Raw genomic sequence first — 20478 nt, 5'->3', positions numbered from 1 at the left:
GGGGTTCTGCTGATTCTTGGCTGCGCCCCGTATGCATGCAGACACGACACAGGCACGCGCGTCTTTCATAGTACGTGGTCGGGGTGGCCGGATTCGAACCGACGACCTTCCGCTCCCAAAGCGGACGCGCTACCAAGCTGCGCCACACCCCGTCGGTGCGACACGTAGAGTACATGTCGTAGGATGCGGGCTGTGCCGATCCGGCCGCCGATCCGGTCCACGCGGGCGTAGCTCAATGGTAGAGCCCTGGTCTTCCAAACCAGCTACGCGGGTTCGATTCCCGTCGCCCGCTCGCATGAACGAAGGCCCGGCCCCCGTGGGGGCCGGGCCTTCGTCGTCGCGGCATGTGGGGGTGCGCTGTGACAGTGAGGGGTCACAGGGAGTGCGGGCCCCGGCAGCGCCGTGCTCCTGTGGAAGCCTCGTGCCCCTGCCGGGCGGAGCCCCTAGAAGCTGATCTGGTTGATCGTGTCCGCGACCGAGTTCAGGAACCGGTTGATCGACGGGGCCATGCCGGTGGAGGCGAGGAAGAAGCCGAAGAGCACGGCGACGACGGCGGGGCCGGGCTTTATGGACTTGCTCCGGATCATCACGACCAGGATGACCGCCAACAGCAGGACTACGGACAGCGAGATCGCCACAACTGCTCACACCCTCATGGTCGGAAGCCTCACCCGGCCTTGGGGGTCTGCCACCGTGGCCGCACCCCCGCGCGCACAGCGCTTCCCCATCGTGCCACCAACTCCCGTGCGGGTGGAGCCGGGTGAGGGGCCGACGGCGCCATCATCGGGTAAATACTGATCGCCGGAGACGGACACTACGGGACGCTTGGGGCGTAGTCGGCGTAGCTGACAAGGCGTCCGGGCAACAGTGAGAAATCCAGCCATCAATTCGGCTTGATCAATACCCGGTCGCTTGACGAATGTGCGAATGCGCTGCGCGGACACCGGCACAAGGGGTGCACCTGGTGCATAAAGTCCGGCACGCCGTGCCGCCCGGATCACACGCCCGGAAAATCACCCGCACACCCGAAATCTCTGCGCCCCGCTGTGAATTGTGTCCTCCCTCACAGCCGGTGCCGGGCGACACCGGCAGGCCGACCTCAGACGCCTCAGCGGGCTCATACACCACGCTTAGGTGGGACATCGGGCATCAGACCGACCATTCGCGTCACGGTCCGTCAGCTTCGTCCGGTAAGCCGGAGGAATAGCGTGCGGTGAGGCGGGAAGGAGGAGCCTGGCGAGAATTTACGGCTCACATGTTCAACCGCTATGGTGCGGCAGATGTTGCACGCTGGTTATGAGCGGGCGCCGCTCCCCCCCGTCCGCCAGGAGTCCCCCTCCCAGACGCCACCGGCGTCTGTGGACCAACCTGCGAAGTCGCAGCCCGCGAAGGCGCAGAAGAAGCCAGCAGCCAAGCAACGGGACCCGTTCTTCGACAACGCGAAGTACCTCACGATCGTCCTCGTCGGGATCGGCCACGCGTGGGATCCGCTGCGCAGTGACAGCCGTACGGCCGAAGCGCTGTACTTCGTCCTCTACACGTTCCACATGCCGGCGTTCATCATCATCTCCGGCTATCTGTCCAGGAGCTTCGAGGGCAAGCCGAAGCAGGTCCAGCGGCTGGTCACCGGCGTCGTCGTGCCCTACCTGGCGATCCAGTTCGCCTACACGTACTTCATGCGCTGGGCCAACGACGACCCGGACCGTGAGTTCCATTTCCAGGAGCCCGGGTTCGCGCTGTGGTTCCTGTGCGCGCTGTTCCTCTGGCGGCTGACGACACCGCTGTGGAAGAGCCTGCGCTGGCCGATGCCCGTCGCGCTGGCGATCGGCGCCGCCGCGAGCGTGACGCCGACCATCAGCAGCGATCTGAACCTGATGCGGGTGGCACAGTTCCTGCCGTTCTTCGTGCTCGGGCTCCAGCTGCGCCCCGAACACTTCAAGCTGGTCAAGCGCAAGCAGGCGCGCTATCTCGCGGTCCCGGTGACGTTGTGCACGATGGTCTTCGCCTACTGGGCCGTACCCAGGATGTCCAAGGCGTGGTTCCTGCACGACAAGGCAGCGGCCGACATGCACGTCCCCTCCTGGGCGGGCGCGGTGATGTATCTCGCGCTGTTCGGCTGCGGCCTGGTGATGACGGCCTGCTTCCTGTCGTGGGTTCCGCGGCGGCTCATGTGGTTCACGCCGCTGGGCGCCGGGACGCTGTACGCCTATCTGCTGCACATCTTCTTCATCCAGAGCTCCCGGCAGTTCGACTGGTACGAGATGGACTGGGTCGACCATCCGCTGAGCCGGGTGGCCATCACGCTGCTGGCCGCCGCGATGATGACGGTGCTGTGCACTCCGTGGGTGACGCGGATGTTCAAGTTCATCATCGAGCCGAAGATGGACTGGTTCTTCAAGCGGGACCCGGGGGCCATCGCCCGCCGGAGGGAAGCCGGAAAGCCCGCCTCCCACCGCAAGAAGTAGCCAGGAGCACTGCACGCAGCCCCTCGGAGCGAAGCAGCCCCGCCCCCGAGAGCTGCTTCCGGCCCCCTTCCGCAACTGCGGGAGGGGGCCCTTGTGTTGCTCGCCTCCGTCGCTCACCTGTCGCTCCGCGCCGTGCTTTCGAACGTGCGGACAGTGGGTGAGCCAGGGCCTCCCGGTTTGCCGCGGGTCAGTCGCGGCAGATCAGCAGCAGGGCCCGGTCGTCGTTGACGTCCCGCGCCACCGACTCGATCAGGTGCCAGGCGGCGCCGTGGAAGCTGGAGGCGACATAGCGGTCGGCCTCGCCGGTGAGCCGGTCCATGCCCTCGGTCAGATCGCGCTCGGCGGTCTCGACCAGCCCGTCGGTGAAGAGCATCAGCACATCGCCGCGCCGCAGCGTTCCCTTGACCGGGTCGAACTCGGCACCGTCGTACACCCCCAGCAGCGGGCCCTCGGCGGCCTTCTCCTCCCACTTGCCCGACCCGGCGTTGAGCTGCATCGCCGGCACGTGCCCCGCGGACAGCAACTCGTAGTCGCCGCTGTCCAGATCGAGGACCAGGTGCACGGAGGTGGCGAAGCCCTCGTCCCAGGACTGGCGCAGCAGATAGCCGTTGGCGGCCGGCAGGAAGGCGTGCGGGGGCAGCGAGCCGAGCAGTCCGCCGAAGGCGCCGGAGAGCAGCAGCGCCCGGGAGGCGGCGTCCATGCCCTTGCCGGAGACGTCGGTGAGGACGACTTCCAGGGTGCGGCGGCCGGGCCCTGTGCGCGCGGCGACGACGAAGTCCCCGGAGAAGGACTGGCCGCCCGCCGGGCGCAGCGCCATCTCGTGGTGCCATCCGGCGGGCAGCTTGGGCAACTTGCTCTGGACACGAATGCGTTCGCGCAGGTCGAAGAGCATGGTGCCGCCGCGCCGCCAGGGCACGCCGACGCGGCTGCGGAACTGCGCCACCAGCAGCCCGGAGAGCCCGGCCGCCGCCACCACCAGGATGGTGCCCGGCGTGACGCTGCCCGCGCCGTTCGCCAGCTCCCACGGCCGCAGCAGCAGCGACTCCACCATGAGGGCGATCGCGGCGGCGGCGTACAGCCCGAGCAGGCTGGCGGGCCGCAGCAGCAGTCCGCCCGCGATCAGCGGCAGTACGAGGGCTTCCGGCGCGAACCACAGCGGGTTGAGGACGGTGGCGCAGGCCAGCGCCGGGACGGTGAGCACGAGCCCGGCCAGCGCGACCCAGTCGGAGGCGCCGCCTCTGAAGTAGTCGACGGCGGATTTGCGCAAGTTGATGCGGACCCGGTGCCAGGCTTTGTACGCCTGGTGCCACCGGGCCGTCGCTGCGATGAGTCCCGCGCGGCGATCCGCCATGTTCAGGGAGCCTAGCCACCCCGTCGGCGGCCCGTCGATTCCCGGCACCGGTCAGGGGGCGTGCGCGCGGTCCGCGCGCACAGGGGGCGGCGCGCCCGCGGGTAAAAACGTTCGCCCTCGTTCGAACTGCCTGCTAGGCATGGCCGTATGACGATGGAGCCGCGGGTTCTTCAACGGTCGGAGTGGGATGCCTGGTACGACGTGCTGCTGAGCGCGTTCGCCTCCGAGGAGACGTCTCAGGAGCGGGAGCTGTACCGCTCGCTGACGGAGGTCGAGCGGTCGCTGGGGATTTGGGACGAGGGCCGGCCGGTTGCGACGGCGGGGCTGCTGTCCTTCCGGATGGCGGTGCCCGGCGGCGCGGTGGTCCCGACTGCCGGGGTGACGATGGTGAGCGTCGCGCCCACCCACCGCAGGCGGGGGCTGCTGCGCTCGATGATGCGGCGGCAGCTGGAGGACGTGCGGGCCGCGGGCCAGGAGCCGCTGGCCGCGCTGACGGCGTCCGAGCCGGCGATCTACGGCCGCTTCGGGTACGGACTGGCCGCCCGCGCTCTCTCAGCGCGTATCGACACCAGCAGGGTCGCGCTGGAGCTGCCCGCGCCGACGGCTGCCGAGGCGGACGGGCTGCGGCTGCGTCAGTCCGACGAGGCGGCATCGCTGCTGGCGGAGTGCGAGGCCGTCTACGCGCGGGTGGTGCCCCGGCGGCCGGGGATGCTCGCGCGGCGCCCTGGCTGGGAGCGGATGCCGCTGCTCGACCCGGAACGCAGCCGTGCGGGCGCCTCGCCACTGCGCTGTGTGGTGGCGCTGCGCGACGGCGAGCCGGTGGGGTACGCGCGCTACGCGGTGAACGTGCGCTGGACGGAGACGGGCGCCTCGGACGGCGAGGTGCGGCTGCGGGAGCTGGAGGCGCTCGATCCGGCCGGATATGCAGCCCTCTGGCGGTTTTTGTGGGACATCGACCTGACGACGTCGATCGTCGCCGGGGACCGGCCACTGGACGATCCATGGCTGCACCTGGTGAACGACCCGCGCCGGTGCGGTACGGCTGTCGGTGACTCGCTGTATCTGCGCCCGGTGGAGGTCGGTGCCGCGCTGGCAGCGCGCTGCTATGCGGCGCCGGTGGATGTGGTGCTGGAGGTCGAGGACGCGTTCTGCCCGTGGAACACCGGGCGCTGGCGGCTGTCGGGCGACGAGAAGGGCGCGGTGTGCGAGCCCACCCGGGACGCCGCCGACCTGTCGCTGTCCGTACGGGAGCTGGGGCGCGCCTATCTGGGCGGTACGTCCCTCACGGCGCTGGCGGGCGCCGGGCTGGTGGCCGAGCAGCGGCCAGGCTCAGGGGCGCTGCGGGCCACGGCCGCGGCCTTCACGAGCGAGGTACAGCCGTGGCTGCCGCACGGGTTCTGACCGGGCCCGGGCCCGGTCAGCGCAGCCGCGCCAGCGCCTCCCCGGCCGGCAGGTGCCGCAGGGCTTCGGCCGACGGCAGATGCGGTGCGCAGAACCACACGGCGTTGTCCGGATGGCCGGCCCAGCCGTCCTCGTCGATATCGGTCTGCGGCGGTCCCGTCTCGCGGAAGTACACCAGCCGGAACTGCCGGTACTCGGCATCGGACCCCGGACGGGCACCGCAGACGGCACACCAGGGCGGCATCATGCTGTCTCACTCCTTCGGACGGTGGGCGCGCCCCGAAGGGGCGCGCGGAAACGGCGTGACAAGCCCCCAGCACACCGGCAGACCGCAGACAACAGAAAGCAGCACCCCCTCACCGGACAACGGTGAGCCGGGCCCTCACCGGCGCTGGCACGTGGGGCACCAGAACAGATTGCGGGCCGCGAGTTCGGCGGTGGCCACAGGGGTGCCGCACACCAAGCACGGCTGGGCCGCCCGGCGGTAGACGTAGACCTCGCCGCCGTGGTCGTCCACGCGCGGCGGCCGTCCCATGGCCTCGGGGGTGTGCTCGTCCCGCACGGTGTCGATGCGGTTCTTCCGCACGCCGTCAGTCATCAGGGCGACCAGATCCGACCAGATGGCTTCCCATTCGGCACGCGTGAGATCGCGTCCGGCACGGTACGGGTCGATGCCGTGCCGGAACAGCACCTCGGCGCGGTAGACATTGCCGACCCCGGCGACGATCTTCTGGTCCATGAGCAGCGCGGCGATGCTGGTGCGGCTGCGGGAGATCCGCGCCCAGGCGGCCTCGGGCTCCGAGGCGGGGCGCAGCGGATCGGGGCCGAGCCGGTCGCTGACCGCCTGCTTCTCCGGCGCGGTCAGCAGCTCGCACCGGGTGGGCCCGCGCAGCTCCGCGTAGTGCAGCGGACCCTCGGGGGGTGCGCCGGGGCGGGTGGCGAGGCGCAGCCTGACCTGCCCCACGGGCGCGGGCGGCGGGCCCTCGCCGAAGCGGAGGGTGCCGTACAGGCCGAGGTGTATGTGCACCCAGCCGAGCGGGCCGAAGCCCAGGAACAGGTGTTTGCCGTGCGCCTCGGTGGCGGTCAGCGCCGCGCCGTCCAGCAGCGCGGCGCCGTCCGCGAACTTGCCCTGCGGGCTGGACGCGTCCAGCGGGTGACCGGCGAACCGGTCCGCGACATCGCGCGCGAGCCGGTGGATGGTGTGGCCCTCGGGCACGGCTCAGGGCTGCGGGTGGTGGGCGGGGACGGGCGGCAGGTCACCGGTGCGCTGGTAGTCGGCGAGCATGCCGATACGCCGCTGGTGGCGCTCGCCCTCGGAGAACGGGGTGTTCAGGAAGGTCTCCACGAAGGAGACGGCCTCCTCGGTGGTGTGCATCCGCGCGCCCACGCTGACCAGGTTGGCGTCGTTGTGCTCGCGGGCCAGTGCCGCGGTCTCGGTGCTCCAGGCCAGCGCGCAGCGGGCGCCGGGGACCTTGTTGGCGGCCATCTGCTCGCCGTTGCCGGAGCCGCCGATGACGATGCCGAGGGAGCCGCTGTCCGCGACGGTGCGCTCGGCTGCGCGGAGGCAGAAGGGCGGGTAGTCGTCTTCGGCGTCGTAGATGTGGGGGCCGCAGTCGACGGGCTCGTGGCCCGCCGCCTTGAGCCACTCGACGAGGTGGTTCTTCAGTTCGAAGCCGGCATGGTCGGAGCCGAGGTACACGCGCATGACGCAGAGTGTGCCATCCCCGTCGGCCGGCCGGCCGCGCAGGGCGCGGTCAGGAGACGGCGCAGGACGTGCTTCTCAGTCTTACGGCACTGTTTCCCCGATGTTCCGTAGGCAACAATCGGGATTCACCTCTTCCATAGGGGGCGGTGAGGGCCGTTACATGTGATCGCTCGATTCAAGAACGACGCATAGGAGCCGGCTGCAGCATGAGTTCTCAGCACACCCCGCAGACGTCGGGGGAGCCGCAGAAGCCGCCGTCCGACCAGAACGGGGGCGACGGCCTCCAGGCGGGTCTCAAGAACCGCCATCTGTCCATGATCGCCATCGGCGGCGTCATCGGCGCCGGTCTGTTCGTCGGTTCGAAAGCCGGCATCGCGGACGCAGGCCCCGGCATTCTGCTGTCCTACGCGCTCGCCGGGCTGCTCGTCGTCCTGGTGATGCGGATGCTCGGCGAGATGGCCGCCGCCGACCCGGCCTCCGGGTCGTTCTCCACCTACGCCGACCGCGCGCTGGGCCGCTGGGCCGGGTTCACGATCGGCTGGCTGTACTGGTTCTTCTGGTCCGTCGTACTCGCCGTCGAGGCGACCGCGGCGGCGGAGATCCTGGAAGGCTGGGTGCCCTCGGTGCCGCAGTGGGCCTGGGCCCTGCTGGTGATGCTGGTGCTGACCGGCACCAACTTGATCTCGGTAGGGTCCTACGGCGAGTTCGAGTTCTGGTTCGCGGGGATCAAGGTCGTCGCGATCATCGCGTTCATCGTCGTCGGCCTGATCGCCTTCGCCGGCCTGCCGCCCGCCGACCACTTCGCCGGCGCGGCGAATCTGACCGGTCACGGCGGGTTCCTGCCCAACGGTCCGGGAGCGATCCTCTCCGGCATGCTGCTGGTGGTCTTCTCGTTCATGGGCAGCGAGATCGTCACGCTGGCCGCCGCCGAGTCGCCGAACCCGGTCACCGCGGTCCGCAAGGCCGTCAACAGCGTGATCTGGCGGATCGGCCTGTTCTACCTGGGCTCGATCTTCGTGATCGTCTCGCTGCTGCCGTGGGACTCCAAGGCGATCGCCACCGACGGCCCGTACGTCGCGGTGCTGAACATGCTGGACATTCCGTACGCGGGCACCGTCATGGACATCGTCGTACTGACCGCCGTGCTCTCCTGTCTGAACTCCGGCCTCTACACCGCCTCGCGGATGGCCTACTCGCTCGGTGAGCGCAAGGACGCGCCGGCCTCCTTCGGCCGCACCAACGCGCGCGGGGTGCCGGTTGCCGCGATTCTGGCGTCGGTGGCCTTCGGGTTCGTCGCGGTGTTCTTCAACTACATCGCCAAGGACACCGTGTTCGAGTTCCTGCTGAACTCCTCCGGTGCCGTCGCGCTGTTCGTCTGGCTGGTCATCTGCGCCTCGCAGCTGCGGATGCGGCGCCGGATCGAGCGGGAGTTCCCGGAGCGGCTGACGGTGCGGATGTGGCTGTATCCGTATCTGACCTGGGCCACCATCGCCCTGATCGTCTTTGTGATCGGCTACATGTTCACCGACCCCGACGGGCGCACCCAGATGATCCTCTCGCTGGCCGTCGGCGCCGTGGTGCTGGTGGCCTCGCTGGTCAAGGACCGCGTCCAGCAGGGGCCGAGCGGGCAGCAGGCCGCCTCGGCGGCCGTGCCGGGGCCGGCGGGCGAGCCGGACCCGCTGGAGAAGACCGCGGGCGAGCCGGAGTCCTCGCGGCGCTGAACCGGGCGCGGGCCCGGCGCCGTGCGACGCCGGGCCCGCGCTGCGGACGGGTGGACGGGACCGGCAGGACCGGCCCGTCAGCCCTTGCGGCCCGCGAGCTTCCAGGCGGCGGGCAGCGCGCCCATCGCCAGCGCGGCCTTGACGGCGTCGCCGACCAGGAACGGCACCAGCCCGGCGGCGACCGCCTCACCGGCCGGCATACCGGTGGCGAGCGCCAGATAGGGGACGCCGATCGCGTAGGTCACCGCCATGCCGACCGCCATCGTGCCCGCCGTACGCAGCGCGCCGCGGTCACCGCCGCGGCGGGCCAGCGCGCCCACGGCGGCGGCGGCCAGCATCATGCCGAACACATAGCCGAGCGAGGGCATCCCGACCCCGGCGGACGCTTCGGCGAACCACGGCATCCCGGCCATCCCCGCCACGGCGTACAGCGCCAGGGCGAGGAAGCCGCGCCCGGCGCCCAGTCCCGCGCCGACCAGCAGCGCGGCGAAGGTCTGGCCGGTGACCGGCACCGGGGAGCCCGGGATCGGCACCGAGAGCTGGGCCGCCATCCCGGTCAGCGCGGCACCGCCGACCACAAGTGCGACATCCCGGATGCGGGCGCGAGCAGCGCTGGAGGCGGGCAGCAGATCCGCGAGCACGGCTCCCGGACGCGGTGTGGCTGCGGAAGTGAGGGCACTCATCAGGCATCTCCCGTGAAGTGTGCGAGCTGGTCGAAGCAGGCACGGGCGCGCAGGACGACGGCCTCGTGCCCGTCGACGCTAGCCGAAACCACTCGAGCGCCGAGCGTGAGCGGGGCGTGAGCTTGGCGACAGTACGGGCGCGCGCCGGACCCGCTCACCCCGCTTCACCTCGGCTCATCCCGCTCCCCCGCGGTTCCGCCGCCGAAAAGGGGCTGTCCGCAATACGGAAAGCCCTGCACGATTATTGCTGCGCCGGGGCAGCCTCACGAAGACTGAGCCCCCAGTAGCAACCCGTAGCCGCCAGTAGCAACCCGTAACAACCCGACAGTGCCCCGTAGCACCCCAGCAGTACCGACAACAGCACCGATAGCAGCACCCGCAGCAGTCTTCCCACCTCACTACACCCAGGAACGGCCACTGATGACGCGCACCGAGACCTCCGACGCGCCAGACTCCTCCGGCGAGCCCACCCCGGCCACCGGACCTCCGGACGGGACCGACCCCTCCCGCCGCTCCCTCGCGCACGGCCTCAAGCAGCGCCACCTGTCCATGATCGCCCTCGGCGGCGTGATCGGCGCCGGCCTCTTCGTCGGTTCCGGCGCGGGTATCGCCGCCGCAGGGCCCGCCATCGTCCTCGCCTACGCCGCCTCCGGCGCGCTGGTGATGCTGGTGATGCGGATGCTGGGCGAGATGTCCGCCGCCCGCCCGGCCTCCGGCTCCTTCTCCGTACACGCCGAACGGGCCCTGGGCCCCTGGGCGGGCTTCACCGCCGGGTGGATCTACTGGACGCTGCTGTGTGTGGCCATCGCCACCGAGGCGACGGCCGCCGCGAAGATCATGACGAAGTGGCTGCCCGAGACCGAACAGTGGATGTGGGTCGCGCTGTTCATGCTCGTCTTCTGCGCCACCAACCTGGCGCAGGTGCGCAACTTCGGCGAGTACGAGTTCTGGTTCGCCGCCATCAAGGTGCTGGCCATCAGCGCCTTCCTGGTGCTCGGCGTACTGGCGATAGCCGGTCTGCTGCCGGGCACCGACTCGCCGGGTGGGAGCCATCTGACGGGCGACGGCGGCTTCTTCCCCACCGGCGCCGACGGACTCATCGCGGGGCTGCTCATCTCGGTGTTCGCGTTCGGCGGCCTGGAGACGGTGACGATCGCGGCAGCCGAGTCGGAGAAGCCGGTCTCCGGCGTCGCCAAGGCAGTCCGTACGGCGGTGTGGCGGATCGCGCTGTTCTACGTCGGCTCGATGCTGGTGATCGTCACGCTGATCCCGTGGCACGACAAGACGGTGCAGGACGGACCGTACGCCGCCGTGCTGGACTACCTCGGTATCCCGGCCGCCGCGCAGGTGATGAATGTGGTGGTGCTGATCGCGCTGCTGTCCGCGATGAACGCCAACATCTACGGGGCCTCGCGGATGTCCTACTCACTGGTGGAGCGGGGCGAGGGCCCGGCGTTCCTGAACCGGGTGAGCGCACAGGGTGTGCCGCGCTACGCCGTGATCGCCTCGTCGTTCTTCGGCTTCGTGGCGGTGCTGCTCAACCTCTTCTGGGAGAAGACGGTCTTCCAGTGGCTGCTGAACATGGTCGGCGCCGCCACGCTGGTCGTGTGGGGCTTCATCGCCGTCTCGCAGCTGATCACCCGCAGCCGGCTGGAGCGCGAGGCGCCCGAGAAGCTGGTGGTGCGGATGTGGCTCTTCCCGGGGCTGACCCTCGTGGCGCTGGCGGGTATCGCGGCCGTACTGCTGCTGATGCTGCGCGAGGGCGACACCCGCACACAGCTGGGCTTCACCGCGGGTCTGACGGTGGTGCTGGCCGCCGTCGGCTATCTGCGGCAGCGCGGCAAGCCGCGTACGCCGGTTGCCGCTGAAGAAGCCTGACCCGCTCAGGGTTCAAGACTCTCCGGCCTCCAAGGGCGTGCCCTTGGAGGCCGGATACGTCTCCGGAGGCGGGATGCGCCCCCGAAGGCGGGACAGGGAGTCGGGAGTCAGCCCGTTCCCTTGAAGCTCACCGGCCGGTCGTCCCGCAACTCGGCGAAGAGCTTCTTGGCCTGCTGCTCGTTCCACTTCACCGCGCTGCCCTTGGACGTCTTGAAGCCGAGGCTGGAGATGGGGATCTTCACCTGCTTGCCCTTGCCGGACGAGACGCCGCTCATCGCCTGGAACAGCGTCGTGAGGTCCCGCAGGCCCGTCTTCTTGTCCACGATGAGCGTCTCAAGCCCCGCGTTCATGGCCGGGTACGCCGTGAACGGGTTGAGTGCGACGCCTGGTTGGGCGGCCTTGTGGGCGAGGGCCGACAGGAACTTCTGCTGGTTCTTGTTGCGGCCCAGGTCACCCTCGGCCTCCTGGTGGCGCTGGCGGACGAACGCGAGCGCCTTGGAGCCGTCGAGGACGTGGCAGCCCTTCGTCAGGTCCAGGCCCGATTTCTCGTCCCTGATGTGCCTGTCCACACACATCTTGACGCCGCCGACCGCGTCCACGACCCCCACGAAGCCGGCGAAGCCGATCTCCGCGTAGTGGTCGATGTGCAGCCCCGTGTTGTGCTCGATGGTCCGTACGAGCAGGTCGGGGCCGCCCAGCGAGTAGGCGGCGTTCAGCTTGTTGCCCGCAGCGCGGTGGCGCTTGCCCGTCTCCGGGCGGATGAAGGACGGGATCGTCACCCACGAGTCGCGCGGCAGGCTCATCATCGTGGTGCCGTGCGCGCCGGTGTGCAGCAGGATCATCGAGTCGGTGCGGCCGCCGGCGGCGGAGCCGGTGTGCAGGTTCTTCTTGTCCCCCTCCGACAGGCCCTCACGGCTGTCCGAGCCCACGATCAGATAGTTGGTGCCCTTGCCCCGCGGGGGGCGGTCCTTCACCTTGTCGAGGTCGACCTTGCGGTTGAGCCCGGAGTCGGCCCACACGTAGGTGCCGCCGGATCCGAGGAGCAGCACGCAGACCATCAGCAGGAGCAGCCGCATGATCCTGCGGGGCCGCCGGCGGCGGGCTCTGGCAGCTCGCGGGGATCTGTTTCTGGAGAGGTTCCCGGGGCCCCCGGCCCGCGGCGTGCCGTTTCCGGGGGTGCCGTTCGCGCGGGGGCCGTTCGCCGGGGTGCCGGGGCCGTGCTGCTGGTAGCCGCCTCGCTGCCGCGGGATCAGCGGACGTCCCGCGTCACCTTGGCCGTAAGCACCCGGGTAGTCGTCATCACCCGGGCCGTAAGCACCCGGGTCGTAGGGGAATGCGTCCGCGGGCTGCACCAGACGCGGCTCTTGCAAGTGCGCGGCGTAGCTGGGCCACGCCTCCGCCGGGATGATGCGCGGCGCACCCGCTTCGCCGTCGTGGTGGTTGTCATGGGGCCACCCACCCAGCGGTTCACTCATGGATCACCTCGCTGTCAGTTCCCGTTCGGGTTGGGGCAGGCGCTGCCCGAGATGCTGGGCAGCGGTGCCGGAGCGGCGCATACGGCCCCACGTGAGCCGGCTGCCGAGCAGGATGGCGACCACGGACTGGATGACCACCAGATACATCAGCTGCCGGTAGACCAGTAGCTGGAACGGCATCGCCCACAGCGTCCGCATCCGCTCGCCGTCCAGCCGGAGCGCGTATCCGGCCGCCAGCAGCTGGACGACGAGGAAGCCGAGCCACACTCCGGTCGAGCGCACGGGGTCGAGGAAGAGCACCCCGTAGAGCGCGAACAGGTCGACGATCGGCGCGATCAGCGGCAGTACGACCTGGAAGAGCGTGAGGTAGCTCAGGGCGCGGCGGCCGAAGCGTCCGGCCGGGCCGAGTTCGACCGCGGCGCGGCGGTGCTTCCACATGGCCTGGAGCGTGCCGAAACACCACCGGTAGCGCTGGCGCCACAGCTGGCCCAGCGAGCTGGGCACCTCGGTCCAGGCGATGGCGGACTCCTCGTAGACCACCCGCCAGCCGGCCCGCCACAGCGCCATGGTGAGGTCGGTATCCTCGGCGAGGGTGTCCTCGCTCACACCGCCGACGCCCATCAGCGCGTCCCGCCGGAAGGCCCCGATGGCGCCGGGGACCGTCGGCATGCACTCCAGGACCTCGAACATCCGGCGGTCGAGGTTGAAGCCGAAGACGTACTCCAGGTGCTGCCACCTGCCCAGCAGCCTGCGCCGGTTGCCGACCTTGGTGTTCCCGCTGACCGCGCCGACGGCCGGGTGGGCGAGGGGCTGAATGAGGCGGTATATGGCATCCGGCTCGAAAACGGTGTCGGCGTCCACCATGACCACGATGTCGTATCTCGCGTGCGCCAGGCCGGTGTTGAGCGCCGCGGCCTTGCCCGCGTTGGGCTGCCGCAGCACCATCACGCGCGGGTCGTCGATCCAGGTGGCGAGGTCCGCCGTCCGGTCGGTCGACCCGTCGTCGATCACGATGATCTGCAGATGCGGGTGCGTGGAGGCGAGCAGCGAATGCACGGTGGACTCGATCCCCGCCTCTTCGTTGTAGGCGGGTATGAGCACCGTCACCGGTTCGTGCACCTCCCGCAGCCAGGGTGAGCCGGGGCGGAAGTTCGTCAGCCGCCGGACGTGGGTGCGGGCGAAGAGGACGAGCAGCAGCAGCCGCAGCAGCCCCAGCGCACCCGCGATCCCGAGCACCCAGGCCATACCGCTCACGAAGGCGTGCCCGAGCTTCTTGATCCAGATCAGCGCCGTGCCCTCCCAGCGTTCGAGCGGGGAGGCCGACTCCGCAGGCGGCAGCCGCAGGCCGTCCGACACGGTGGTGAACCTGTCGACGTGCCGGTTGCCGAGCAGCTTCTTCGCCTCGTGGTAGGCGAGGTCGGTCTGGCTGTACTGCCGGATCAGCCCCTGCGACGGCTTACGGGACGAGTGGTCGGCGGCGACCAGCAGATAGCCGTCGCCCGCTGCCCGCTTCGCCGCCTGCCACTCGGCGCCGCACAGCGTGTCCACCGTGGTGGTCTGCGGCATCCGCAGCAGCTTGGTGTGCGTACCGGCGGAGTGCGCCAGCGCCTTCTGGGTGAGGCCCAGCTCCAGCTTGGCGCGTACCGACGAGGAGGCGCCCAGGTCGGCACCTGTGTACGTGTTCGAGCCGATCTCATGGCCCGCTGCGCGGATCTTCCGCACCAGATCCGGATGCTGGGCGGCCTTCGCGCCGCTCAGGAAGAAGGTGGCGTGCGCCCGGTGCTTGCGCAGCAGGGCGAGCAGTCGCGGCGTCCACACGGGGTCGGGGCCCCCGTCGAAGGTGAGCGCGACGGTACGGGCCGGCATCGCGGAGGACTTCACCTCCCCTCCGTTGATCCGCAGCACAGGGCCGCCCTTGTCCACGGCCTCGGGCACGGGCCTTGTGCAGTCGCGCCGCGTCTTGGCGGCGTCGACCTCGTGATTGGTCCAGCCTTCGAAGAGCAGCGCGCCGAACATGGCGGGCAGGACGATGAGCAGCAGCAGCCAGTGCGCGCGCGGGTCGCGGGAGCGCGCGTGCCGGCCCTTCATCGAGCGGCTCATCCTCGCGGAGCCGGGATGGCATCCGGCACGTCCGGCCTCGCACATCTTCGCCCGCGGTCACCGGCCTTCACACACCGGCCAAAACCGTCCGGCCGGGGCAGGCGGTTGTGAATTTTCTGTCGGCTTCTATTCCGGCTGGCCTTACACATGGTCGGCGAGTGTAGCCATTCCTGGGGCAGGGTATGACCATAGGCCGCTCACCGCGCGAGGGTTCTGTGGCTGCTGTAACACAAATCCTCCTCCTGACGCTGAGACAGACAGGAGCAGCGCTGTGCGGCCACAGCACCGCATGACCTGTGCCGCTCCGTCCACTTGTCACCACCCCTCCTGGAACTTCGTTCCGACGCCGTAGCGAAGGGCCAGGACCAAGCGTTGTCTGCCCGTCACCGACGGGTTGGGAGATGAGGTTGAAACGGGATAACCGGCTCGATTTCCGGCGCACATCGGCGCGTATACCCGATCCGTCCCCATAGGGCGGAAAGCCACACCTTTCAGCAGGTCAGGCCGGTCGGCGGGGCGACATCCGCCCCTTGCGGCCGACCTCGCGGCCGGACTTCTCGGCTGCGCGCCGGGTTATCGCCACCACGATGCCCGCTCGCCGCACGGAAATCTGTGACGGCACTCACCGTGCCGCTCACGCGGATAGCGATGTCTGCGATGACGTCTGCGATCTTCCTGGATTACGCCCGTACTTGAGAGTAGCGAGTGACGTAATCCTCACTCTGTTGTGCCCGCTTCGCCGAGATTCACTCTTCAACGAATCCGGCGAGGCTCTTCCGGCTTGCCGTTCAGCCATTACCTGGCATTTACCCCGAGCATTCCGCGACCTCATTCGGCGGCCCCGAAAGCGTCCTCTCAGCAGAGCACATGAACGCACGGGAATGAACTGGCCGCCTCTCGTCGCCGGTTGACGAAAATTCCGCCGAACCGAACCGGACCGGGCCGGACCCGGAGCCGGGCCTTGGCCTGGACCGGCTCCGCCCCTTCACCTCCACCCCCGCCTCCCGGAGCCGGGGGCGGCCTCTTGCTGCTACGTTCTTGTTGCAAGTAATGTGCAATAGCGAGAGGGGCGGGAGAGCATGCCGACACCGGCCTACACCTTGCCGGAGCTGCCGTACGACTACTCCGCGCTGGAGCCGGTCATCAGCGGCGAGATCATCGAGCTGCACCACGACAAGCACCACGCCGGGTACGTGAAGGGGGCCAACGACACCCTCGAACAGCTGGCGGAAGCCCGCGACAAAGACCAGTGGGGCGCCATCAACGGGCTGGAGAAGAACCTGGCCTTCCATCTGTCCGGGCACATCCTGCACACCATCTACTGGCAGAACATGACGGGCGACGGCGGCGGCGAACCGCTGGGGAAGGACGGCACGGGCGAACTGGCGGACGCCATCGCGGAGTCGTTCGGCAGCTTCGCCAAGTTCAAGGCCCAGCTGACCAAGGCAGCCGCCACCACGCAGGGCTCGGGCTGGGGCGTGCTGGCGTACGAGCCGGTCACCGGCCGGCTCATCGTCGAGCAGGTCTACGACCACCAGGGCAACGTCGGCCAGGGTTCGGTGCCGCTGCTCGTCTTCGACGCCTGGGAGCACGCGTTCTATCTCCAGTACCGCAACCAGAAGGTCGACTTCGTCGAGGCCATGTGGCGCGTCGTCAACTGGCAGGACGTCGCCGCCCGCTACACCGCCGCGAAGGAGCGCGCCACCAATCTGCTGCTGAAGCCGTGACCGTACGGCGCCGCCAAGTGCTTCCTCCCTCGTGATCGTCTTCTCACCGTTCCGGGGGCGGAAAACGGCGAGGGCCCCTGCGTGGACGGGACACGCAGGGGCCCTCGCACTGCGGGGCGAGCCGGCTCAGTCGAAGATCGGGCCGACGTCGCGGGTGCGCTTGATCTCGAAGAAGCCGGGGGTGGAGGCCACCATCAGGGTGCCGTCCCACAGCTTGGCAGCGGCCTCGCCCTTGGGAGCCGGGGTGACCACCGGGCCGAAGAAGGCGATCCGGCGGCCGTCCGCACCCGGTACGGCGATGACGGGCGTGCCGACCTCCTGGCCGACCAGCCCGATGCCCTCCTCGTGCGAGATGCGCAGCGCACCGTCATAGCTGTCCGACTCTGCGGCGTCCGCCAGCGAGGCGGGCAGCCCGGCCTCCTCCAGCGACTCCAGGATCACCTCCCGGTCCAGCGCCCGCCCGCCCGGGTGGGCGTGGTTGCCCAGCGCGGTGTAGAGCGGCCCCAGCACCTCGTTGCCGTGCTCCTGCTCGGCCGCGATGCAGACCCGTACCGGCCCCCAGGCGCGGGCCATCATCTCGCGGTAGTTCTCCGGCATCTCGTCCAGCCGCTTCTCGTTGAGGACGGCCAGGCTCATCACGTGCCAGCGGACCTCGACCGGCCGGACCTTCTCGACCTCCAGCATCCAGCGCGAGGTCATCCACGCCCAGGGGCACAGCGGGTCGAACCAGAAATCGACGGGCGTCTTCTCCGACATGCGTTCTCCTCGACAGTGTGAGCTGATCAACAGTTGTCACGGTGACCGGCAATGTGACAGTGGCCGGCAGTGTGGCGGCGATCGGCAGTGTGACGATGATCGGCAGTGTGCTGCGATCGCGGTTTCAAACGTGGTCTCGAACGCCGACAACGTTCCGGGCGGTCGCTCACATTCCCGGGTGTCCGGTGTCGGACCCGCATGCGATCCTGAGCGGGCTGTCGACCATGCGGTCCGCTGCGCCGGCCTGGGGCCCGCAGCCGATGCCGCAGCCGATGAGGAGAGGGAGCGCCGCGTGCCCGGAGAGAACCTGACCCGCACCGAGGCCCGGCAGCGGGCAGCGCTGCTGACCGTGAGCGGGTACGACGTGGCGCTGGATCTGCGCTCGGCGATCGAGCCGCCCCCCGCCACCGGACCGCGCACTTTCCGCTCCACGACGACGATCACGTTCGCCAGCGCGGAGGAGGGCGCCACCACCTTCGTCGACCTCGTGGCCCCGCACGTCCACTCCGTCACCCTCAACGGCGAGTCGCTGAACGTGGAGGAGATCTTCGACGGCGCCCGGATCACCCTGCCCGGGCTGCGGGCCACGAACGAGGTGACCATCGACGCGCAGTGCGCCTTCAGCCGCACCGGCGAGGGCCTGCACCACTTCCTCGACCCGGAGGACGGCGAGGTCTACCTCTACACCCAGTACGAACCGGCCGACGCGCGCCGCGTCTTCGCCAACTTCGAACAGCCCGATCTGAAGGCCCCCTTCGACTTCACCGTCACCGCTCCCGCGCGCTGGACGGTGCTGAGCAACGGCGCCCAGGAGGGCGAGCCGCGCCCGGTCGACGACGGGTCGGCCGCGCTGTGGCGCTTCGCCCGCACCAAGCCGATCTCCACCTACATCACCGCGGTCGTCGCGGGCCCGTACCACTACGTCTCCGATACCTACCGCCGCACCTTCGGTGGGGGTACCTCCCGTTCGAGCGAAGCCGAGAATGGGGGCAGCGAGCTGGAGATCCCGCTGGGCGCGCTCTGCCGCAAGGGGCTGGCGCGCCACTTCGACGCGGACGACATCTTCACCGTCACCAAGCAGGGCCTGGACTTCTTCCACGACCACTTCGACTATCCGTACCCGTTCGGCAAGTACGACCAGGCGTTCGTGCCGGAGTACAACATCGGCGCCATGGAGAACCCCGGCTGTGTGACCTTCCGCGAGGAGTTCGTCTTCCGCGGCAAGGTCACCGACGCCTCGTACGAGGGCCGGGCCAACGTCCTCCTGCACGAGATGGCCCATATGTGGTTCGGCGATCTGGTCACCATGGAGTGGTGGGACGACCTGTGGCTCAAGGAGTCGTTCGCGGACTTCATGGGCGCCTTCGCACTGGTGGAGGCCACCCGCTTCCGTGACGGCTGGATCACCTTCGCCAACCGCCGCAAGTCCTGGGCCTACCGCGCCGACCAGCTGCCCTCCACCCACCCGGTCACCGCCGACATCCGGGACCTGGAGGACGCCAAGCTCAACTTCGACGGCATCACCTACGCAAAGGGCGCCTCCGTCCTCAAACAGCTCGTGGCCTACGCGGGGCAGGACGCCTTCCTGGAGGGCGCCCGGCGCTATTTCAAGCGCCACCAGTGGGGCAACACCCGGCTGGAACATCTGCTCGGCGCCCTGGAGGAGACCTCGGGGCGCGACATGGCCGAATGGGCCAAGGCATGGCTCCAGACCGCCGGGGTCAACACCCTCACCCCGCAGCTCACCTACGACGCGGAGGGCCGCGTCACCGAGCTCGCCGTCCTGCAGGAAGCCGCCTCCGAAACCCATCCCACGCTGCGCCCGCACCGCGTCGCCGTCGGCCTCTACCGCCGCGACCCGGCCGACGGCACCGTACAGCGGTACGCACAGGCGGAGGTCGACGTCGCGGGCCCGCGCACCCTGGTCGCCGAGCTGGCCGGCGCCGAGCGGCCCGACCTGGTGCTGGTCAACGACGCGGACCTGACCTACTGCAAGGTCCGCTTCGACGAGGTGTCCCTGGCGACCCTGCGCAGCCATCTCGGCGAGCTCACCGACCCGCTGGCCCGCGCGCTGTGCTGGTCCGCGGTGTGGAACCTCACCCGCGACGGGCTGATGCCGGCGCGGGACTTCATCGATCTGGTGCTCAGATTCGCCGGGCAGGAGACCGAGATCGGCGTCCTGCAGATGCTGCACGGCCAGGCCAAGCTGGCCCTGGACCGCTACACGGACCGCGGATGGCGCCCCGAGGGCGGGCAGCTGCTGTCGGAGGGCGCCGTCACCCAGTTGCGGAGCGCCGAACCTGGCAGCGGGCACCAGCTGGCCTGGGCCCGATTCCTGGCCTCCGTCGCCTCCGGGGAGCAGGAACTGCGCCTGCTGCAGGGCCTGTTGGACGGCACGGCGCGGATCGACGGCCTGGAGGTGGACCAGGAGCTGCGCTGGGCCTTCCTGGAGCCACTCACCGCCCAGGGCCTCGCCGACGAGTCCGCGCTCGGCGCCGAGCTGGCCAGGGACGACACGGCTTCCGGCAAGCGGCACCAGGTGCGGTGCCTGGCCGCCCGGCCGTCGGCCGCCGTGAAGGCGCAGGCGTGGGCCTCCGTCGTGGAGTCCGACGCGCTGTCCAACGCGCTGGTGGAGGCGACGATCTCCGGCTTCGACCAGCCCGGACAGACCGAGCTGACCGCGCCGTACGCGCCGCGCTACTTCGAGGTGCTGGAGTCCGTGTGGGCCACCCGGTCGATCGAGATCGCCATGGCCATCGTGCGGGGCCTCTTCCCCGCCTCCCAGGGGGACCAGGCCACGCTGGACGCGGCCGATGCGTGGCTGGCCGGGCATCCGCATGCGGCGCCGGCGCTCCGGCGTCTGGTCGTGGAGGCTCGTGATGATCTGGCGCGCGCTTTGCGGGCCCAGCGGGCGGATGCGTAGCGCCTGCGGCGCGCTCTTGTTCCGGTGGGGGCCGGTGAGGGGGTGCCCCTGTCCCTCGTTCGCGGGCTGCGGGTGCGTTGTGGCTGTGGGGGCACCCCCTGCTCGAAGAGCTTGGGGGAGCAGTTCCCCGCGCCCCTTCGGGGCGCGGCCCCCTCAAGCCACTACGGGCAGTCCGGGGTTCTGCTGCGCCGACAGCCAGCGGGCGTAGGCCGGGCTGCCACGGGCCACCTCCTGGTAGGAGGCCCACAGGTCGTCGAAGACGGCGTCGCACTCGGCGCCCAGCCCCCAGCCCC

Annotated in this window: 15 protein-coding genes and 2 tRNA genes; 7 read left to right on the top strand and 10 right to left on the bottom strand. The window is 69.9% G+C overall.

Annotated features, from left to right (window positions below):
• Positions 1-75: 75 nt before the first annotated feature.
• Positions 76-152: transfer RNA gene (locus ITI46_RS08325), tRNA-Pro, on the bottom strand.
• A gap of 69 nt (positions 153-221) precedes the next feature.
• Between ITI46_RS08325 and ITI46_RS08320 the strand changes: the two genes are divergently transcribed.
• A tRNA-Gly gene (locus ITI46_RS08320) sits at positions 222-292 on the top strand.
• Between the two features lie 151 nt (positions 293-443).
• On the opposite strand, the gene ITI46_RS08315 is transcribed toward ITI46_RS08320, so the two are convergent.
• Entirely contained in the window at positions 444-638 is a 195-nt protein-coding gene (locus ITI46_RS08315; RefSeq protein ID WP_209238784.1) for a hypothetical protein, read from the bottom strand.
• A gap of 630 nt (positions 639-1268) precedes the next feature.
• Here ITI46_RS08315 and ITI46_RS08310 point away from each other — a divergent pair.
• The gene (locus ITI46_RS08310) at positions 1269-2465 is read left to right on the top strand and encodes an acyltransferase family protein (RefSeq protein WP_209238783.1); all 1197 of its coding nucleotides are present in this window, start codon (positions 1269-1271) and stop codon (positions 2463-2465) included.
• 187 nt (positions 2466-2652) lie between these two features.
• Here the strand turns inward: ITI46_RS08310 and ITI46_RS08305 are convergent, their stop codons facing one another.
• The gene (locus tag ITI46_RS08305) at positions 2653-3816 is read right to left on the bottom strand and encodes a PP2C family protein-serine/threonine phosphatase (RefSeq protein ID WP_209238782.1); all 1164 of its coding nucleotides are present in this window, start codon (positions 3814-3816) and stop codon (positions 2653-2655) included.
• Positions 3817-3963: 147 nt separating this feature from the next.
• On the opposite strand from ITI46_RS08305, the gene ITI46_RS08300 reads away from it, so the two are divergent.
• Positions 3964-5217, top strand: a complete 1254-nt coding sequence (locus ITI46_RS08300) for a GNAT family N-acetyltransferase (RefSeq protein ID WP_209238781.1) — start codon at positions 3964-3966, stop codon at positions 5215-5217.
• Between the two features lie 16 nt (positions 5218-5233).
• Here the strand turns inward: ITI46_RS08300 and ITI46_RS08295 are convergent, their stop codons facing one another.
• The 3 genes from ITI46_RS08295 to ITI46_RS08285 form a co-directional block, all read right to left on the bottom strand.
• Positions 5234-5464: a hypothetical protein gene (locus ITI46_RS08295; protein WP_209238780.1), complete on the bottom strand. Its 231-nt coding sequence runs from the start codon at positions 5462-5464 to the stop codon at positions 5234-5236.
• Between the two features lie 135 nt (positions 5465-5599).
• Positions 5600-6433, bottom strand: coding sequence for an Fpg/Nei family DNA glycosylase (locus ITI46_RS08290; RefSeq protein ID WP_209238779.1), 834 nt, complete (start codon positions 6431-6433; stop codon positions 5600-5602).
• Positions 6434-6436: 3 nt separating this feature from the next.
• Positions 6437-6922, bottom strand: coding sequence for a ribose-5-phosphate isomerase (locus ITI46_RS08285; protein ID WP_209238778.1), 486 nt, complete (start codon positions 6920-6922; stop codon positions 6437-6439).
• Positions 6923-7128: 206 nt separating this feature from the next.
• Between ITI46_RS08285 and ITI46_RS08280 the strand changes: the two genes are divergently transcribed.
• Positions 7129-8643 (top strand): amino acid permease, encoded by a 1515-nt coding sequence (locus ITI46_RS08280; protein ID WP_209238777.1) that lies wholly within the window; start codon positions 7129-7131, stop codon positions 8641-8643.
• 77 nt (positions 8644-8720) lie between these two features.
• Here ITI46_RS08280 and ITI46_RS08275 read toward each other — a convergent pair whose 3' ends face one another.
• Entirely contained in the window at positions 8721-9326 is a 606-nt protein-coding gene (locus ITI46_RS08275) for a biotin transporter BioY (RefSeq protein ID WP_209238776.1), read from the bottom strand.
• A gap of 420 nt (positions 9327-9746) precedes the next feature.
• Between ITI46_RS08275 and ITI46_RS08270 the strand changes: the two genes are divergently transcribed.
• Positions 9747-11204 carry an amino acid permease gene (locus ITI46_RS08270; protein ID WP_209238775.1) on the top strand — a complete coding sequence of 486 codons (1458 nt, stop codon included), beginning with the start codon at positions 9747-9749 and terminating at the stop codon, positions 11202-11204.
• A gap of 107 nt (positions 11205-11311) precedes the next feature.
• Here the strand turns inward: ITI46_RS08270 and ITI46_RS08265 are convergent, their stop codons facing one another.
• Positions 11312-12679: an LCP family protein gene (locus ITI46_RS08265; RefSeq protein ID WP_209238774.1), complete on the bottom strand. Its 1368-nt coding sequence runs from the start codon at positions 12677-12679 to the stop codon at positions 11312-11314.
• A 3-nt stretch (positions 12680-12682) separates the two neighbouring features.
• The gene (locus ITI46_RS08260) at positions 12683-14767 is read right to left on the bottom strand and encodes a bifunctional polysaccharide deacetylase/glycosyltransferase family 2 protein (RefSeq protein ID WP_247745653.1); all 2085 of its coding nucleotides are present in this window, start codon (positions 14765-14767) and stop codon (positions 12683-12685) included.
• A gap of 1091 nt (positions 14768-15858) precedes the next feature.
• Here ITI46_RS08260 and ITI46_RS08255 point away from each other — a divergent pair.
• Positions 15859-16506, top strand: coding sequence for a superoxide dismutase (locus ITI46_RS08255; protein WP_209238772.1), 648 nt, complete (start codon positions 15859-15861; stop codon positions 16504-16506).
• A 126-nt stretch (positions 16507-16632) separates the two neighbouring features.
• Here ITI46_RS08255 and ITI46_RS08250 read toward each other — a convergent pair whose 3' ends face one another.
• Positions 16633-17262, bottom strand: coding sequence for a mycothiol-dependent nitroreductase Rv2466c family protein (locus ITI46_RS08250; protein ID WP_209238771.1), 630 nt, complete (start codon positions 17260-17262; stop codon positions 16633-16635).
• Between the two features lie 292 nt (positions 17263-17554).
• Between ITI46_RS08250 and pepN the strand changes: the two genes are divergently transcribed.
• On the top strand, positions 17555-20185 hold the full coding sequence (gene pepN / locus ITI46_RS08245) for an aminopeptidase N (protein WP_209238770.1): 2631 nt from the start codon (positions 17555-17557) through the stop codon (positions 20183-20185).
• Positions 20186-20478: the final 293 nt, after the last annotated feature.

It is taken from the genome of Streptomyces oryzae (genome assembly GCF_017676365.1).
Classification (GTDB): Bacteria; Actinomycetota; Actinomycetes; order Streptomycetales; family Streptomycetaceae; genus Streptomyces; species Streptomyces oryzae.
The sequence above is the reverse complement of the archived record's forward strand: the minus strand, read 5'-3'. Positions and strand labels throughout refer to the sequence as shown.

Bases quoted from the DNA above. Each gene is read 5' to 3' on its own strand.
- ITI46_RS08285 (WP_209238778.1), bottom strand. From the start codon at position 6,922: ATGCGCGTGTACCTCGGCTCCGACCATGCCGGCTTCGAACTGAAGAAC.
- ITI46_RS08280 (WP_209238777.1), top strand. From the start codon at position 7,129: ATGAGTTCTCAGCACACCCCGCAGACGTCGGGGGAGCCGCAGAAGCCG.
- ITI46_RS08300 (WP_209238781.1), top strand. From the start codon at position 3,964: ATGACGATGGAGCCGCGGGTTCTTCAACGGTCGGAGTGGGATGCCTGG.
- ITI46_RS08305 (WP_209238782.1), bottom strand. From the start codon at position 3,816: ATGGCGGATCGCCGCGCGGGACTCATCGCAGCGACGGCCCGGTGGCAC.
- ITI46_RS08310 (WP_209238783.1), top strand. From the start codon at position 1,269: ATGGTGCGGCAGATGTTGCACGCTGGTTATGAGCGGGCGCCGCTCCCC.
- ITI46_RS08250 (WP_209238771.1), bottom strand. From the start codon at position 17,262: ATGTCGGAGAAGACGCCCGTCGATTTCTGGTTCGACCCGCTGTGCCCC.
- ITI46_RS08270 (WP_209238775.1), top strand. From the start codon at position 9,747: ATGACGCGCACCGAGACCTCCGACGCGCCAGACTCCTCCGGCGAGCCC.
- ITI46_RS08275 (WP_209238776.1), bottom strand. From the start codon at position 9,326: ATGAGTGCCCTCACTTCCGCAGCCACACCGCGTCCGGGAGCCGTGCTC.
- ITI46_RS08295 (WP_209238780.1), bottom strand. From the start codon at position 5,464: ATGATGCCGCCCTGGTGTGCCGTCTGCGGTGCCCGTCCGGGGTCCGAT.
- ITI46_RS08260 (WP_247745653.1), bottom strand. From the start codon at position 14,767: ATGAAGGGCCGGCACGCGCGCTCCCGCGACCCGCGCGCGCACTGGCTG.
- ITI46_RS08255 (WP_209238772.1), top strand. From the start codon at position 15,859: ATGCCGACACCGGCCTACACCTTGCCGGAGCTGCCGTACGACTACTCC.
- ITI46_RS08265 (WP_209238774.1), bottom strand. From the start codon at position 12,679: ATGAGTGAACCGCTGGGTGGGTGGCCCCATGACAACCACCACGACGGC.